Source organism: Achromobacter sp. (assembly GCF_032102605.1).
GTDB lineage: Bacteria > Pseudomonadota > Gammaproteobacteria > Burkholderiales > Burkholderiaceae_B > Achromobacter.
Genome location: NZ_DAMDGT010000005.1, coordinates 408,737 through 425,027 on the forward strand (window position 1 = coordinate 408,737; position 16,291 = coordinate 425,027).

The window sequence follows — 16,291 nt, forward strand, 5'->3', positions numbered from 1 at the left end:
CCCAGCATCCATGTCCTCCCCCTTCGATTGGTCTTTTCCGTACGCTTCCCGAAAAATGCCGGTCCTGGCCGCCAACGCGGTCGCGACCAGCCAGCCCCTGGCTGCGCAGGCGGGACTACGCATGCTGCTGGCCGGTGGCAATGCCGTTGACAGCGCCATTGCCACCGCGATTGCCCTGACCGTCGTCGAGCCCGTCATGAACGGGATCGGCGGCGATATGTTTGCGCTGATCTGGCACGACGGCCAGCTGCACGGCCTGAATTCCAGCGGCTGCGCGCCGGCTGCATGGACGCCCGAATACTTCAACGGCCGCGACGCCATGCCGGGCACCGGCTGGGGCACGGTCACCGTACCCGGCCAGGTCGCGGGCTGGAAGGCCCTGTCCGACCGCTTCGGCAAGCTGCCCTTCGCCAAGCTGTTCGAACCCGCCATCGCCTACGCCGAGGACGGCTTTGCGGTGTCGCCCACCATCGCGCGCCAATGGGCCAACCAGGCGCCCAAGCTGGCTGCCGAGCCCGGCTTTGCCGACGCGTTCCTGCCGCAGGGCCGCGCGCCGCAGGCCGGCGAGTGGTGGCATTTCCCGGACCAGGCCAAGACCTTGCGCGAGATCGCCGAAACGGGCGGCGAAAGTTTCTACCGCGGCGAACTGGCCCGCAAGATCGCCGACTTCGCCAGCCAGACGGGCGGCGCGCTGAGCGCCGTCGATCTGGCCGAGCACCAGGCGGAATGGGTCAAGCCCATCTCGCAATCCTTCCGCGACTACGAACTGCACGAAATCCCCCCGAACGGCCAGGGCATCTCCGCGCTGATGGCGCTGGGCATGCTGGAGCAATTCGACCTGGAAGGCATGGGCCGCGACAGCGCCGACTACTACCACGTCAGCATCGAAGCCATGAAGCTGGCCTTTGCCGACCTGCACCACCACGTGGCGGATCCGCGCCACATGCGCACCGACGCGCGCGCCCTGCTGGACCGCGCCTACCTGGCCGAGCGCGCCCGCCTGATTTCCATGGACCGCGCCAGCGTGCCCACCGCCGGCACCCCGGCCACCGGCGGCACGGTGTACCTGACCGCGGCGGACGCCAGCGGCACCATGGTGTCCTTCATCCAGTCCAACTACCACGGCTTCGGCTCCGGCGTCGTAGTGCCGGGCACCGGCATCAGCCTGCACAACCGCGGCCTGAACTTCGTGCTCAAGCCCGGCCACGCCAACCAGGTCGCGCCGCGCAAGAAGCCCATGCACACCATCATCCCCGCGTTCGTGACGCGCGGCGGCCAGCCTGTCATGTCGTTCGGCGTGATGGGCGGTTCGATGCAGGCGCAGGGGCACCTGCAGATGGTGACGCGCCTGGCGGCATTCGGGCAGAATCCGCAGGCGATGAGCGACGCGCCGCGCTTCCGCGTCGAGAACGGGCCGGTGGTCAACGTGGAATCGCATCTGCCGGCCGACGTGGTCGACACGCTGCGCGCGCGCGGCCACAACGTCGCGGTGGCGCCCGTCGACAGCCTGGAATTCGGCTCGGCGCAACTGATCTGCCGCCTGCCGCAAGGCGGATACGTCGCCGCGTCGGACTCGCGCCGCGACGGCCAGGCCGTCGGTTTCTGACGCCATTCGGGGGGCACGCCGGACTTGCCGCGCAAGTTCGGCGAAAATCCGTGACCGCGCCGGCGCGCCAGCGCGCCGGGTGCAATTACCCAGCGCGCCGTCACACCCTTGCAGCGACGCGGGCAGATACTGCCGCGTCGCCGCACGAAGGACCGAAATGCCCGATCTGGCCTTGCCGCCCCCGGCAAACCACCGCAATGCCCGCGCTCATACGCGCATCCTGAAGCTCCTGCCCATCGCCCTGGCCGCCGCCTGCACCTTGCTGCCGGCCGCGATGCCCTTGCCCGCCCGCGCGGCGCTGCCGCTGGCCGTGGACGGCCAGCCCCTGCCCTCGCTGGCGCCCATGCTCGAGCGCGTCACGCCCGCCGTCGTCAATATCTCGGCCAATTCCGATGCGCAGGCCGCAGCCCCGACGCGAGCGCCGGGCGCCTTGCGGCAGAACATCGGGTCGGGCGTCATCGTCGATGCAAGCCAGGGCAACATCCTGACCAACCACCACGTGGTGCGGGGCGCGGCATCCATCCGGGTTTCCTTGCAGGACGGGCGATCCTTCAACGCCACCATCTTGGGCAGCGACCCCGACACGGACATCGCGGTGCTGCGCATTCCCGCGGAAAACCTGCAGGCGTTGACCCTCTCGGATTCCAGCGATCTGCGCGTGGGCGATTTCGTCGTCGCGATCGGCGACCCCTACGGACTCGGACAATCAGCGTCATCCGGGATCGTGTCCGCGCTGGACCGATCCAGCCTGCGCGCGGCCGGCTACCAGAACTTCATTCAAACGGACGCGTCCATCAACCCCGGCAACTCGGGCGGTGCGCTGGTGAACCTGAACGGAGACCTGGTGGGCATCAACACGATGATCTACACGCCTTCGGGGGGCAACGTGGGCATCGGCTTCGCCATCCCGTCCAATCTGGCGGGCGAAGTCATGCGGCAGCTGCTGCAGCACGGACAGGTGCAGCGCGGCGGACTGGGGCTGGACACGCTGGACATCACCCCGCGCAATGCCCGCCAACTCGGCCTGGCGCCAGGATCGACCGGCGTGGTGGTTGCGCGCGTGGCGGACGGCTCACCCGCCCAGAAGGCTGGCGTCCAGGCCCGGGACCAGATCCTGTCGGTCGACGGCAAGGCCATTGGCTCCAGTGCGCAGCTGCGCAATGCCGAAGGCCTGCTGCCCGTCGGCCGCCAGGTGCGTCTGGGCCTATCGCGCGCGGGCTCAAAAACGGAAGTCGTCCTGCGCATCGAACCGGAACAGAGCGACCGGCTGCATGCCGGATCGCTGGATGCGCGCCTGACCGGCGTGGAGTTCTCCGAGGTGGGACGCGCGCAGCGTGTGCAGGGCAACGACGGCGCGGTGGTCAGCGCCACGTTTCCCGAGCGCGGGCCCGTGGCGGCGCGACTGCAACGCGGCGACATCGTCATCGGCGTGAACCAGCACCCGGTCAGCAAGCTGGCCGATCTGCGCGACGTGCTGGCCGGCGCGGGCGCCCGGCCGCTTGTGCTGACTCTGCTGCGCGGCCGGACGGCCTACACCCTGCAAGTGAATTGAATAGCCCGCGTGCGCGGCCGCCGCGCGGCGCCGGCGCAGTTTCGGATTGAGCGCGTCGAGCGGATCGTGGCAGAATGCCTCGAATCCGGCGCCACGCGCCGGTCCACGGGCCAGCGACGCGACGTACTCTCTGCCACCACGGGCATGCCCGGCCCGCCACCAGGAGCACGGATGAACCCCATTCCGACTCACAAGCGTCCCGTGCTGGCCAGCCTGTTGCTGGCATGCCTGGCCACCACCACGGCAGGTGCCGCCTCAGAAAACGATGTGCCCCAGATCATGCAGGTGCCCGCCGACAACCGTATCGTGTGGCGCGCGCCCGCGGAAGGCGTCGTCACGTATGAATGCCGGATGACGCAGACGGACGGCGCGCGCTTCGCGTGGGTCCTCGCCGCCGCAACCGCGACGCTGGGCGCGGGCCAGTCCGGCCAGACCGGCGCCTACAAGAGCCCGCCAGAGACGTGGCGGGCGGCAGACAGATCAACACTGACCGGCATGGAAACCGTGCGCGCCGCGTCGGGTCCGGACCGCCTGCCCGATCAGCTTGTGCTGGCCAATCCGTCCAGGGGAATGGGCGTGCTGACGGGCGTCACGTATATCCAGCGCCTCGTCCGTGCGGGCGGCGGCGTCCCGCAGGCGCCGTGTTCCACCGCGAACAGGGGTCAGCAGGCGCAGGTCAAATACCAGGCCGACTACGTGTTCTGGAAGCCGAACTGACGGGTTGAGCGCCCGGCAAGCGCATGATTTGCACCGGCGGCCCAGCCTGCCGGTGCGTAGGGCAGACAGGACGGCGGCATCAAGGAGACGTCGACATGCCCTGCTTCAGTTCTTTCACCAGCCCCGGGTGCCTGGCCTTTTCGGGGGTCAGAGTGTAGGCGGAAAACGTCACCACCTTCTTGCCGGACGCGGCGAACAGGGCCGTGAGCTCTGCCGGGCGGCCGGACAGCCTGCTGGTCGCGTCAAGTTGAAAAACACCGATGTTGCCGACCTTGAAGGCGCCGTCTCCGGTCTTCTTGAACGTGGGCACGGCTTCCTGCTGTTGCGACTGGAAGCCCGCGGCCATGGCGCCCAGTGTGAACGCATCGTCGTCGCCCACGGCAAGTTCCACCGGAACGTCGATCACAATGATGGCCTGCATGGTGGCGCGATTGAGGAAGATCTTGCCTGTGACCTCGGGATTGGCCGGATCCGACGGAAATTCGGTTTCGGTGAACCCCGCCGGAATGGCGACCTTGAGCTTGCCGTCCAGCAGCTGCAACGGCTGCGGCGGCTGCGGCTGGGGTGCGGCCGTGGCGTCCAGCGGCGCTCCGTTGGGGTCCTTCGATGCCGCCGCGGCACCGGGCGCCGCGGCACCGGCGGGTGCGGCAGCAGCAGGCGCGGCATCGGCGGGTGTCGGAGCAGCGGGTGCGGCAGCAGCGGGTGTAGCAGCAGCGGGTTTGGCAGCAGCAGGTGTGGCACCAGCGGGAGCGGCAGCAGCAGGTGCGGCAGCAGCAGGTGCGGCGGCAGCGGGCGCCGCACCGGCCTTCGGCGCAGCAGCCGGCGCAGCTCCGGCCGCCGCGGCATTCGGGGCCTGGGCGGATACGCTGGTCGCGCCCATGGCCAGCGCCAACGCCAATGTCATTTCCGCGAGCCGTGCGTTGTGCGTGTGCATAGCTTTCCGATGAATAGACAGAGCTTCCAATACTACAACGCGTAGACCGCGTCGCCAGGCGCTTCAGAACGACAAGGCCCGCGCAGTGCTTGCGCGGGCCTTCAGTTTGCCATGATCGGAGTTCGGGTGAGCGGACTGGGAGTGGAGCTAGGGAGGTGGCCGATTTTTTCGCGTCTGTGGCCGGGTAAGACGCCCAATCCGCTCAGTGCAACCGCGGTGCAGGGTGAAGGCGGGCGCGCCAGCCGCGCCCGCCGGATCACGTCAGGCGCTTAGAAGCGATGACGGATACCGACCATGCCCACGGTGCTCTTCACGCCGTCGATGAAGGCGAAGTCCGTAGCGTAGGAGCCGAGCGCGTACAGGTTCGTACGCTTGGACAGGTTGTACGTGTAGCCGATGCTGTACACGTTCATGGCCGAATCGCCACCGGTCAGCAGGTCGCTGTCCGGATCGGCACGTTGCCACGAAGCCAGGATGGTGCTGGCGCCCAGCGGCACGGTCAGGCCGACCATGTACGAATTCGCCTTGAAGTCTTCGACGCCGACGTTCGAACGGAAGCCATCGGCGATGGTTTCGGTGCTGCCGAAGGCGTTGATGCTTTGGCCAGTGAACCAGCCGTCGCGGGTCTGACCGAAGGCCAAAGCCAGCTTCAGGACTTCGAAGTCGTACGAACCGCCGATGTTCCACGACTTGGGCGTGGCATCGTTGCCCAGCTGGTTGGCCGGATTCAGTTGGTCGTACGTCAGGGCGACGTTCAACGGGCCGTTGACATAGCGCACGCCGGCGGTGATGGCGCGCGTGTTGTCGGCAGTACGGAAGTCCGTCTGAGCCGCGGTCGTGTCGGCGATGTTGAACGAGTAGCCGAGGCCAGCCTGGAAGCCGCCGAACGACGGGGTCGAATACTGGACCATGTTGTCGTAGCGGACGGTGTTCGCGGCGCTGAATGCGTTGCCGATGTTGGCCTGGCCGTAGCTGGCGGCGAACGGATCGATGGCGCCCAGATACTTGGAGGCGATGTTGGTCTGGCGGCCGAATTCCAGCAGACCCCAGGACGAGCTCTTCAGGCCAATGGTGGCTTGGCGACCGAACAGGCGGCTGCTCTGGCCCGATTGGCCGTTGGCCGAATTGAAGCCGCTTTCAAGCGTGAACACGGCACTCAGGCCGTCGCCCAGGTCTTCCGAACCGCGCAGGCCCCAGCGCGAGCCGCTGGACACGCCATTGCTCATGCCGACCTTGGATTCGTGGTAACCGTCGCCCTTGATCCGTTGATAGCCCAAGCCGGTATCGATCAAGCCGTACAGCGTCACCGAGGTTTCCGCCTGCGCCATGCCGGACAGCGCGGCGAAGATGGCGGTGGCGAACAGAGTCTTTTTCATTACAGATTCCCATTGATGTGAACAGACATGCGCATGTGGCCGAACCCGCTACACGGGCGGCGCAGTGATGCACACGGCGCATGGCAGGAACGAATTCTAGGGACGCAATGTGTCAGTTTTTGAGACACAAGCGAAACCGTGTCAGAAAACCGAAATTTGACGCCGAATGTCGCGCGAGGCCGACAGGCAAGGCGTGTGGCCGGCTCGCCGGCAGGCGTGTAATGCGCGTGTGCTATGAAGGCAAGGAAGCGTGCACGCGTTGCGGCGCGCAAAGGCGCACAAACGTAGCCAGCAGTTGCGCCGCATCGTGCGCCGGCGCCAGCACCGCCACCATCGCGGCAACGTCGTAGCCCTCGGCCTCGAACACAGGGGCCCGCCGCGTCAGGCACGCCGACATCAACGCGGGCGAAAACTCGGGATGAAACTGCACCGACCACGCGTTCGGGCCGTAACGCAGGATCTGGTGCGGATCATGTCGGGAACGCGCCAACACGTCGGCGCCCTGCGGCGGCGTCAGGACGCTCTGCTCGTGCGTCAGATTCGCAAAGAAGCGCGGGGGCAGCTCGCCCAGCAGCGCATCACCACGGACATCGGCAGACAGCTCGATGGCGTGCTGACCGATCTCGCGGCCTTCGGGGTGGAAGTCGACGACACCGCCCAGCGCGTGCGCCATCAGTTGATGTCCGTAGCAGATTCCCAGCAGCGGAAGCTTGACCTGGAATGCCCCACGCAGCCATTCGGCCGTGCGCTCGCTCCACGGCTCGCGATCCGTCACCATGGACCACGATCCCGTCAACACGGCTCCGGACAGGTCGGCCGGATTGGGTAGCGGGTCGTCCTCGTGCGGCTTGAAGACGCGCACGGGCAAATCCGGATCACCCAGCGCGGCGCGCATCCAATCGGATTGTTCACCCTGCGCCAGCCGCAAATCTTCTGGGGGACGGCCCATCTGCATGATGGCGAGCGGCTTGCGGATCATTTCAGCGGTCTTGACCACGGCGGCGCGCGGCGCTCATTTGCCGAAGAGCCGGCGCAGCCGCGCGGACTCCGCCATGTTCAGGCGCTTGGCCTCGTCTTCCGCATAGGCCCTTTCGCCCACATCGTACGAGCCTTCGTGCAGGCACTTGCTGCGGTTGGACTTGCATTCGTTGCTGGCCCGGGCGGGAGTGGCGTTCGACATGCTGGCTTTCTCTGCCGGCGTCGGCTTGTTGGACGAACAGCCAGCCGCCAGCGCGACGAAGAACAACGCCGCGCCGCAGCGGCTGATGGTAAGAATCGACATTTTCCCGGCCCTACAGAAACGCTCTAGGCATTCTTATAGCAAAGCTTTGCGCGGGAAGACGTTTTAAGTCGTAGCAATGCGGCGGAACAAGTCGGCGGTGCGGTCGGACCTTGTTCTTCATCCGCCCCCTTCAGGAAGCCTTCAGCTTCCGGCTTTTCCGCACCGGATCCGGGCGATAACGCAGGGCCTCGATGACCAGCGCCAATGCGGGTGAAAGCTGGCGCCGGTTGGCGTAATAAAGGTGATACCCCGGAAACACCGGCCACCAGTCTTCAAGAACCGGCGCCAGCCTGCCCTGCTGGATATGCGGCTGCACCAGGTCGTACGGCACATAGGCCAGCCCCATTCCGTCCAGCGCCGCCTGCAGCATCAGGAACGTGTTGTTGAACACCGTCTGGCCGTTCACCCGTACGCTCAGTGCGCGCCCGCCCTTTTCGAAATCCCACGCATACAGGCCTCCATGCGTGGGCAGCCGCAGGTTGACGCAACAGTGCTCGGTCAGTTCTTGCGGGGTCGCGGGCAGCTTTTTGCCGGCCAGATACGCCGGAGACCCCGCCACCGCCATGCGCAGGTCGGGCGCAATGCGCACCGCGATCATGTCCTTGTCCACGCGGTTTCCCACGCGCACGCCGGCGTCGAACTGCTGCGCGGCGATGTCGGTCATCGCGTAATCGACGCTGAACTCGATCCGGATATCGGGATATTCGCGCAGCAACGGCAACAGGCGCGGCCACAGCGCCGTGACGATGGCATGGTCGTGCGCGGTGATGCGCACCGTGCCGGCCGGCTTGTCGCGCATCTCGGTCAGCGATTGCAGCTCCTGCTCGATCTCGCTTAACCGTGGGCTCAACACGCCGAGTAGCCTGCTTCCGGCTTCGGTGGGCGACACGCTGCGGGTGGTGCGCGTCAGCAGGCGCATGCCCAGGCGCGCTTCCAGCGCCAGCATGGCGTGGCTGAGCGCGGAACGCGACAAGCCCAGTTGGGCTGCGGCGCGCGTGAAGCTGCGGGCTTGGGCGACGGCGACAAAGGCCTGGAGGTCGTTCAGGTTCTCTTTCGGCATTGGTGAATTTTTTGCACCAGGGAATACTGATTTTGCAATCTTCTCAGCTAATCGCCTGGATCATACAGTGCGGAAGGTGGCGCCGGCACACGGCCCGCGCACTGCGCATGCCGCCGCCCGGCGGGGCATGCAGCGGATCCATCAACTGAAATGAAGGCTGAAAGCATGAGAAAACAGGTAAGCAAGATCGCGGTGTGCGCGGCGCTCGTCCAGACGGCCGCGGCGCAAGCCGCGGATCCGCAAGCCACGTCGGCCACGCAAGGCCAGCGGATCACCCAAGCGGGCGAGCAGGCGTCGATTCCCGGCCCGGATCAGTACTTCACCGGCCGCGTGCGCATCGACCCCGTCTGGCCGGCGGACAAGGACATCAACGCCTCGGGCTCGCTTGTCACGTTCGAGCCCGGCGCGCGTTCGGCCTGGCACACGCACCCTGCGGGCCAACGGCTGGTCGTGACGTCGGGCGTGGGCCTGACCCAGGAATGGGGCAAGCCCGTACAGGTCATCCGCCCCGGCGACGTGATCCATTGCCCGCCCGGCGTCAAGCATTGGCATGGCGCGGCGCAGGGCACCGCCATGATCCACCTGGCCGTCACGCCGTCGTTGGACGGCAAGAATGTCAATTGGATGGAAAAGGTCAGCGATGAACAATACGCCGCACGCTAAGCAGCGCAGACGCCCACGCGCGCTGGCGCGATCGGCGTGGCTTTGGCGCTGGCCGTTATGCTGGGCCAAGCCGCGCTTGCGCAAGGAACGACAAAAATGCCCGACACCACGAACTCTGCAGCCGCCGCTTCCGAAGCGCTCTCCGCCCGGCAGATGGCCATCGTGCCGATCGCCGCCTTCGCGGCCGCCGGAGACATCGGCAAGCTCAATGCCGCGCTGAACCAGGGGCTGGACGCAGGCATGCCCATCAGCGACGCCAAGGAGATCCTGGTGCAGCTCTATGCCTACGCCGGCTTTCCACGCAGCCTGAATGCGCTCGCCGAGTTGATGAAGGTGGTCGAAGCCCGCAAGCAGCGCGGCGTTCAGGACGCGCCGGGGTCCGAACCCAGTCGGCCGATTCCGAAAGGCGACGCACTGCTGGCGGCGGGCACCGCCAACCAGACGAAGCTTTCGGGCGGTCCCGTCCAAGGACCGCTATTCGACTTCGCGCCCGTAGCCAATGAATATCTGCGCAGCCACCTGTTCGGCGATATCTTCGAACGCGACAACCTCGACTGGCAAAGCCGGGAAATCGCCACGGTGAGCATGCTGGCCGCCCTGCCGGGCGTGGCATCGCAATTGCAGGCCCACATGCGGATCAGCATGAACGTCGGCCTGACGGCGGGGCAGCTGCGCCAGCTTGCCCAGGTACTGTCGTCCCGCGCGCAGCCAGACATGGGCGCTCGTGCGAGCGAGGCGCTGGAAAGGCAGTTGAAGGTTCAGGCAGGCAAATGATCCCGGGACCGGTCATCCGCCGCATGGATAACCGGTCCTTAATAGGCTTATAAGTTCCGCTAATGAATTCTTCCGGGATTTTTTAGGCAAAATTCCGGACTCGACTTGTGTCGACCCGCCACCCGGGGCAACGCAGCACCCGCCATTCCCTTCCCTCAGGATTTTTCCATGACGCAACTGCACATCAATGGCCGGCCCCGGGACGTCGACGTCCCCGACGAGATGCCTATCTTATGGGTCCTGCGTGACGAGCTGGGCATGACGGGCACCAAGTTCGGTTGCGGCATGGCGCTATGCGGCGCCTGTACGGTGCACATGGACGGCGCCGCCATACGCTCGTGCCTGACGCCCGTCTCCGTTGCCGCCGGCCGCCAGATTTCCACCATCGAAGGCATGGAAGCGGATCCGGTGGGCCGGGCAGTTCAGGCCGCCTGGATCGAGAACAATGTCGCGCAATGCGGCTACTGCCAGGCGGGCCAGATCATGACGGCCGTCGGTCTTCTGAAGGTGACGCCGCAGCCGACAGACCAGCAGATCGAGGACGCCATGAGCGGGAATATCTGCCGCTGCGGCACCTATCCGCGCATACGCGCCGCCATCCATCAGGCCGCCAGCCGCCTGGCGCAGGGAGGCAAGCAATGACCGCCGCCGCGCAACTCACGCGGCGGGGCTTCCTGCAGGGCGCCATGGGCGCGCTGACCCTGGCTGTCACGGCAAAGGGATGGATCACGACCGCGACCGCAGCCGAAGCGGCCGCGCCGAAATACGGCGCCGACGGCATGCCGGGCGGTACCGTGGACGATCCCCTAGTCTTCGTCAGCATCGCAGCCGGCGGCACTGTCACCATCGTGGCGCACCGCGCCGAGATGGGCACCGGCGTGCGCACCAGCCTGCCGATGGTGGTGGCCGACGAGATGGAGGCGCGCTGGGACCGCGTGACGGTCATCCAGGCGCCCGCCGACGAGACGCGCTACGGCAACCAGAATGTGGACGGTTCGCGAAGCATGCGCCACTTCCTGATGCCGATGCGGCGCGTGGGCGCGGCGGCGCGGCAGATGCTCGAAGCCGCGGCGGCCGCTCGATGGTCCGTCCCGGTCTCCGAGGTCAAAGCCGACCAGCACGAAGTGCTGCACCCGCCCACCGGCCGCCGCCTGACGTACGGCGAGCTGGCGGCCGACGCGGCAAAACTGCCCGTGCCGACGGGCGACGCGATCAAGCTCAAGACCCGCGCCGAGTTCCGGTACATCGGCAAGGACCAGGTGCGTCTCGTCGACCTTGAAGCCATCGGCAAAGGCCAGGCCACCTACGGCATGGACACGCGGCTGCCCGGGATGGTCTACGCGGTCGTGGCGCGCCCGCCGGTCGTGGGCGGCCGACTGCGCCGCTTCGACAGCGCCAAGGCGCTCGCGGTGCCGGGCGTGCTGAAGGTCGTGGAAATTCCCGCGATGCAAGGCGCGCCCGCTTTCCAGCCGCTGGGCGGCGTGGCCGTCGTGGCCCGCAACACCTGGGCCGCCCGCCAGGGCCGCGACGCGCTGGAGATCGAATGGGACGACGGTCCCAATGGCTCGTACGACTCCGCGGCCTACCGTCAAACCTTGGAGGCCGCTGCGCGCAAGTCGGGCAAGACGATACGCGACCAGGGCGACGCCGCCGGCGCCTGGGCCAAGACGCCCGAATCCGAACGGCTGTCGGCGGAGTACTACGTTCCGCATCTGGCTCATGCCTCGATGGAACCCCCGGTAGCCACCGTACTGATCAAGGACAAAGGCGCGGAGGTCTGGACTTCCATCCAGAACCCCGTCGCGGCGCGCGACGCCGTGGCTGCACGGCTGAAGCTTGAACCTGAAAAGGTCAAGGTCAACGTGCTGCTGCTGGGCGGCGGCTTCGGCCGCAAGTCCAAACCCGATTTCGTCGACGAAGCCGCCATCGTGGCCCAAGCCATGCCGGAAGGAACGCCGGTCAAGCTGGTCTGGACCCGCGAGGATGACATCCACCACGACTACCTGCACACCGTGTCGGTGGAACGCCTGGAAGCCGTCATGGACAAGCAGGGGCAGGTCCAATCCTGGCTGCACCGCAGCGCCGCGCCCACCATCGCCTCGCTATTCTCCGAAGGGGCCAAGGGCCAGCAGATGTTCGAGTCCGCCATGTCGGCGATCAACATGCCCTACCGCATTCCGAACGTCCGCGTGGAAACCGCCGAAGTCGAGGCCCATGCCCGTATCGGGTGGTTTCGCTCCGTCGCCAACATCCCCCACGCTTTCGCGGCGCAGTGCTTCATTGCCGAACTGGCGCATCGCGCAGGCAAAGACCCCAAGTCCTTCGCGCTGGACCTGATCGGGCCGGCGCGCCAGATCGATCCCGGCGCACTTTCCGACACCTGGAACTACACCGAGTCGCCCGAACGCTACCCCTACGACACGGGCCGCCTGCGCGGCGTGATCGAAGCCGCATGCAAAGGCGCCGGATGGGGCCGCGAGCTGCCCTCGGGGCACGGCCTGGGATTGGCATTCTGCTATAGCTTCATGAGCTACACCGCGACCGTCGTGGAGGTGGCCGTGGACGCCAAGGGCGAGGTGCGCGTTGTGGCCGTGGACATGGCCATGGACTGCGGCCCGCAGATCAACCCGGAGCGCATCCGCGCGCAAATGGAAGGCGGCGCAATCATGGGGCTGAGCCTGGCCCTGACCAGCGAAATCACCTTCGAAAAGGGCCGCGTGAAGCAAAGCAACTTCCACGACTACGAAGTGCTGCGCCACAACGCCTCGCCGCGCTTGATCCGGACGCATCTGGTCAATGACGACCACGCCCTGCCACCCGGCGGCGTGGGCGAGCCCCCCGTGCCGCCGGTGGCGCCCGCCCTGTGCAATGCCATCTTCGCCGCGACCGGCAAGCGCGTTCGCAGCCTTCCGGTTCGCACGGTGGCTTGAAGGCGTCCGGTAGTCATGGCTGAGCCTGGAGAGCGACTTGATGGAAAGCGTTGACGTGCGCGTGCTGCGCGCCGCACGCGACTGGCATGCTGCCGGACATCGCCTGATTCTGGCCACCGTCGTCAAGACCTGGGGGTCGTCGCCGCGGCCCGTCGGGTCCATGATGGCGCTGCGCGAGGACGGCCGCTGCATCGGGTCCGTGTCGGGCGGCTGCATCGAGGACGACCTGGTGCATCGCTACACGCGCGCCTATGGCGACGGGAGGATTCCAGACTCGCCGCCCGAGCTCGTCCGCTACGGCGTAACGGCCGACGAGGCGCATCGGTACGGCCTGCCCTGCGGCGGCACGCTGGAGCTTCTGCTCGAATACTCCCCGGATCACGCCGCGCTCGACGAACTTGTGCGCCGTCTGGAATCAGGAGAATTGGTCCAGCGCACCGTGGACTGCGTCACGGGCTCGGTAACCTTGGCCGCCGCGGCCGCACCGGAGAGCCTGGTTTTCGACGACGCCACCCTGTCCAGCACGCTGGGCCCGCAGTACCGGCTGCTGCTCATCGGCGCCGGATCACTGGCCGAGTACGTCGCGACGATGGCGCTATTCAATGACTTCGCGGTGACGGTATGCGATCCCCGCGTCGAACATTCCGGCACGTGGGCCGTGGCGGGTGTTGAGATCACCGGGGAAATGCCCGACGACGCGGTGCGCGCCCTGAATCCCGATTCCAGGACCGCCATCGTGGCGCTCAGCCACGACCCCAAGCTTGATGACCTGGCATTGCTCGAGGCGTTGCACAGCCCCGCATTCTTCGTGGGCGCCATCGGCTCGCGCCGCAACGCGGCCAGCCGCCGTCAGCGATTCATCGAGCACTTCGACGAAACCGAAGCGTCCCTGGCAAGACTGCATTCCCCGGTCGGCCTGTACATCGGAAGCAAGACACCGGCCGAAATCGCCGTCAGCGTGATGGCGCAGATCCTTGCCGTGAAAAACGGCGTGACAGCCGGATAAACGGCGCGGCGAAATCCCTCGCCGTGGCGGTGTTGTAAAGCGTGGCGAAGGCGGTCCGGCTCTCGACCACAAGACGTATCTTCATGGCGGCTTCCCTCTCAGGCCCACATCTTTGCAAAACGCCGACGCGCCGACTAGCTAATGAATGCTTAAAAAGCCTATAAGATCAGCTAATCAATTCCATCCGACCAAAGCCATGGCACGACGCAACCTCAACGACCTCGTCTACTTCGTCACGGTGGCGCGCGAAGGCAGCTTTACACGCGCGGCGTCTTTGTTGGGCGTCACCCAATCGGCGCTCAGCCAGTCGGTCAGCGGCCTGGAAGCGCGCCTGCGCATCCGCCTGCTCACGCGCACGACGCGCAGCCTGTCCCTTACCGCCGCGGGCGAACGCCTTCTGAACGCCATCGGCAACCGCTTCGACGAAATCGAGGCCGAACTGGACGAATTGACCGAACTGCGCGACAAGCCCGCGGGGACCGTGCGTATCACCTGCGGCGACTATGTGCTGCACAGCGTCCTGCTGCCGAAGCTTACGCCCCTGATGCGCGAATACCCCGACATCAAGCTGGAGTTCGACGTGAACTACGGATTCCGGGACATCGTGGCGGACCGCTTCGACGCCGGCGTGCGCATGGGCAAGACGATCGACAAGGACATGATCGCCGTACCGATCGGGCCGCCCTTGCGTCTGGCGGTGGTCGGGGCTCCCGAGTATTTCAAGTCGCATCCCATTCCGAAGGTGCCGCAGGACCTGATGGAGCATGCCTGCATCAACCAGCGCATGCAGAGTTCCGGCGGCCTCTATGTATGGGACTTCGAGCGCCGCGGCCGCCAGGTCAATGTCCGCGTGGACGGGCCGCTGATCTTCAATACCACGCAACCCCAGATCGACGCGGCGCTGGCCGGGCTGGGCTTGACGCTATTGCCCGACGACGAATTGATGCCGTACCTGGAGTCAGGTCGGCTGGTTCGCGTGCTGGAGGACTGGTGCCCCAGCTTCGAGGGCTACCATCTTTACTATCCCAGCCGACGCCAGCCGTCGCCGGCGTTTTCGCTAGTGGTGAACGCGCTGCGGGTGAGCAAGCCGACGCGGGTGTGAGGTTGGGGTTGGACGTCTGCGCAGGATCCAGGCCAGAACGCTCTAGCGCGGCACGCATTGCAAAGCCAGCCATTTCTGCGCCAGAGGTGACATTACAAAATTTCCAACAGACGGCCGAAGCCAGGAACTCGAGCATCCAGTTCAAGGAGGTCGAGCATGTTCCGGGCAGTACAAACTGCCGTCGACGTCACTGGCAGGCCAAGCATTTGCTGCGCTTGCTGCACTGCCGGCAACGATGGCATCTGTACGCACGCGGACAACACGACCACGTCGACATTGGCTGTGTTCAGTTGTTTGACGTTCTCCAGCAGCTGGGCGGGATCACGTCGGCCAACTTCCAGGTTGTCCGGTATTTCGAAACTCAGGCTGTCGACAACCTCAATCCCCTCACCTTCGATGTAGTCGATCACCTTCGCGGTCAGCGCCTTCATGTAAGGCGCCATTAGCGAGATCTTTTTGGCTCCCAGTTTGTGAAGCCCATAAATCAAAGCCCCCGCTGAGGTCATCACCTTGCTATGAGCAGCGTTCTCGGCGACCACCTTAGCGAAGTCGCTTTCAACCTGGCGGTGAAACCCGCGGCCTTGTGCCATGATCGCAACGAGGCAAGCGGTGCTCATCACGTCAACCCGCGCGTCCGCCAGTTCGGCTGCGCACCGGACCCCTTGCGCATTCATTGACTTGAGTTCTTCCGGTGTGACGCGGTGCATCCGCATACGCGAGGAATGGAAGGTGAAGCGATCCGCGAAGTCCTGCTCCCGACGGCGGAAGATGAGCGGGATTTCAGTTTCCATCGTGGTATTTGAGCTAGGCACAATCTGGCCGATGCGGAAAGTCTTGGTCATTTCTCTGTCTCGTAAGTATGTTGCGCCAGTGCCGCGCGGAGGGCGTCAGGAATAGCCACGCTGGTCCGCTCACCATTGCCGGGAATGCAAATCCCGGTAAAACGCCCGATGAAGATCTCTCGGCCGCTTTCCTGGTAGCCGTCCACTTGCATATCAAACGATGCGCGGCGGAGCTCTCGCACTCTCACTCGCATCAGGAATTCGTCCTCTGGCCACAGCGCTCCACGGAAGTCCATATCCAGACCGCGGCATGGCGTACCGACCCCCTGGCTTTTAAGGAAGGTCCGATAGTCGGATTCGACGAGGTTCGCGTAGAACAGATTGACGGCGGCGAGCATTTAATCCACGAACTTTCCCGTGTAGACCACACCCGCGGGATCGCACTCGCCCCAACGCACCCGCCGGCGCACTACAAAGGGTTCACGACTCGTGACACTCTCATAGCTC

16 protein-coding genes are annotated in these 16,291 nt (G+C 65.9%); 9 read left to right on the forward strand and 7 right to left on the reverse strand.

The annotated features are described in order from the left end of the window. Positions 1-10 precede the first annotated feature (10 nt). The 3 genes from ggt to RT614_RS14790 all read left to right on the forward strand — a co-directional run bounded on the left by ggt (position 11) and on the right by RT614_RS14790 (position 3,875). Positions 11-1,606, forward strand: a complete 1,596-nt coding sequence (ggt, locus tag RT614_RS14780; protein WP_313622856.1) for a gamma-glutamyltransferase — start codon at positions 11-13, stop codon at positions 1,604-1,606. A gap of 157 nt (positions 1,607-1,763) precedes the next feature. Then, a complete protein-coding gene (locus tag RT614_RS14785; protein ID WP_313622858.1) occupies positions 1,764-3,158 on the forward strand; it encodes a trypsin-like peptidase domain-containing protein in 1,395 nt (464 codons plus the stop codon). A gap of 171 nt (positions 3,159-3,329) precedes the next feature. After that, a complete protein-coding gene (locus RT614_RS14790) occupies positions 3,330-3,875 on the forward strand; it encodes a DUF3455 domain-containing protein (RefSeq protein WP_313622859.1) in 546 nt (181 codons plus the stop codon). A 79-nt stretch (positions 3,876-3,954) separates the two neighbouring features. Here the strand turns inward: RT614_RS14790 and RT614_RS14795 are convergent, their stop codons facing one another. The 5 genes from RT614_RS14795 to RT614_RS14815 form a co-directional block, all read right to left on the reverse strand. After that, a complete protein-coding gene (locus RT614_RS14795; protein ID WP_313622861.1) occupies positions 3,955-4,809 on the reverse strand; it encodes a hypothetical protein in 855 nt (284 codons plus the stop codon). 269 nt (positions 4,810-5,078) lie between these two features. Continuing rightward, the gene (locus RT614_RS14800; RefSeq protein ID WP_313622863.1) at positions 5,079-6,185 is read right to left on the reverse strand and encodes a porin; all 1,107 of its coding nucleotides are present in this window, start codon (positions 6,183-6,185) and stop codon (positions 5,079-5,081) included. A gap of 232 nt (positions 6,186-6,417) precedes the next feature. After that, the gene (locus RT614_RS14805; protein ID WP_313622864.1) at positions 6,418-7,182 is read right to left on the reverse strand and encodes a glutamine amidotransferase; all 765 of its coding nucleotides are present in this window, start codon (positions 7,180-7,182) and stop codon (positions 6,418-6,420) included. Positions 7,183-7,197: 15 nt separating this feature from the next. Continuing rightward, positions 7,198-7,467: a hypothetical protein gene (locus RT614_RS14810; protein WP_313622865.1), complete on the reverse strand. Its 270-nt coding sequence runs from the start codon at positions 7,465-7,467 to the stop codon at positions 7,198-7,200. A gap of 130 nt (positions 7,468-7,597) precedes the next feature. Further along, a complete protein-coding gene (locus RT614_RS14815) occupies positions 7,598-8,527 on the reverse strand; it encodes a LysR family transcriptional regulator (protein ID WP_313622866.1) in 930 nt (309 codons plus the stop codon). A 165-nt stretch (positions 8,528-8,692) separates the two neighbouring features. Between RT614_RS14815 and RT614_RS14820 the strand changes: the two genes are divergently transcribed. From RT614_RS14820 to RT614_RS14845, 6 genes are all read left to right on the forward strand, one after another. Next, a complete protein-coding gene (locus RT614_RS14820) occupies positions 8,693-9,190 on the forward strand; it encodes a cupin domain-containing protein (protein WP_313622868.1) in 498 nt (165 codons plus the stop codon). Positions 9,191-9,286: 96 nt separating this feature from the next. Beyond that, complete coding sequence (locus RT614_RS14825) at positions 9,287-9,964, forward strand: carboxymuconolactone decarboxylase family protein (RefSeq protein ID WP_313622870.1); 678 nt, start codon at positions 9,287-9,289, stop codon at positions 9,962-9,964. Positions 9,965-10,132: 168 nt separating this feature from the next. After that, complete coding sequence (locus RT614_RS14830) at positions 10,133-10,606, forward strand: (2Fe-2S)-binding protein (protein WP_313622872.1); 474 nt, start codon at positions 10,133-10,135, stop codon at positions 10,604-10,606. Further along, positions 10,603-12,894, forward strand: coding sequence for a xanthine dehydrogenase family protein molybdopterin-binding subunit (locus tag RT614_RS14835; RefSeq protein WP_313622873.1), 2,292 nt, complete (start codon positions 10,603-10,605; stop codon positions 12,892-12,894). Before RT614_RS14830 ends, RT614_RS14835 begins: the two co-directional genes overlap by 4 nt. A gap of 40 nt (positions 12,895-12,934) precedes the next feature. Then, the gene (locus RT614_RS14840) at positions 12,935-13,900 is read left to right on the forward strand and encodes an XdhC family protein (protein WP_313622874.1); all 966 of its coding nucleotides are present in this window, start codon (positions 12,935-12,937) and stop codon (positions 13,898-13,900) included. A 196-nt stretch (positions 13,901-14,096) separates the two neighbouring features. Next, positions 14,097-15,002, forward strand: a complete 906-nt coding sequence (locus RT614_RS14845) for a LysR family transcriptional regulator (protein WP_313622875.1) — start codon at positions 14,097-14,099, stop codon at positions 15,000-15,002. 92 nt (positions 15,003-15,094) lie between these two features. Here RT614_RS14845 and RT614_RS14850 read toward each other — a convergent pair whose 3' ends face one another. Together RT614_RS14850 and RT614_RS14855 are read right to left on the reverse strand one after the other, a co-directional pair. Continuing rightward, positions 15,095-15,844, reverse strand: a complete 750-nt coding sequence (locus tag RT614_RS14850) for an Asp/Glu racemase (RefSeq protein ID WP_313622876.1) — start codon at positions 15,842-15,844, stop codon at positions 15,095-15,097. Beyond that, entirely contained in the window at positions 15,841-16,182 is a 342-nt protein-coding gene (locus RT614_RS14855) for a thioesterase family protein (protein WP_313622877.1), read from the reverse strand. The genes RT614_RS14850 and RT614_RS14855 overlap by 4 nt, the downstream gene beginning before the upstream one ends. Positions 16,183-16,291: the final 109 nt, after the last annotated feature.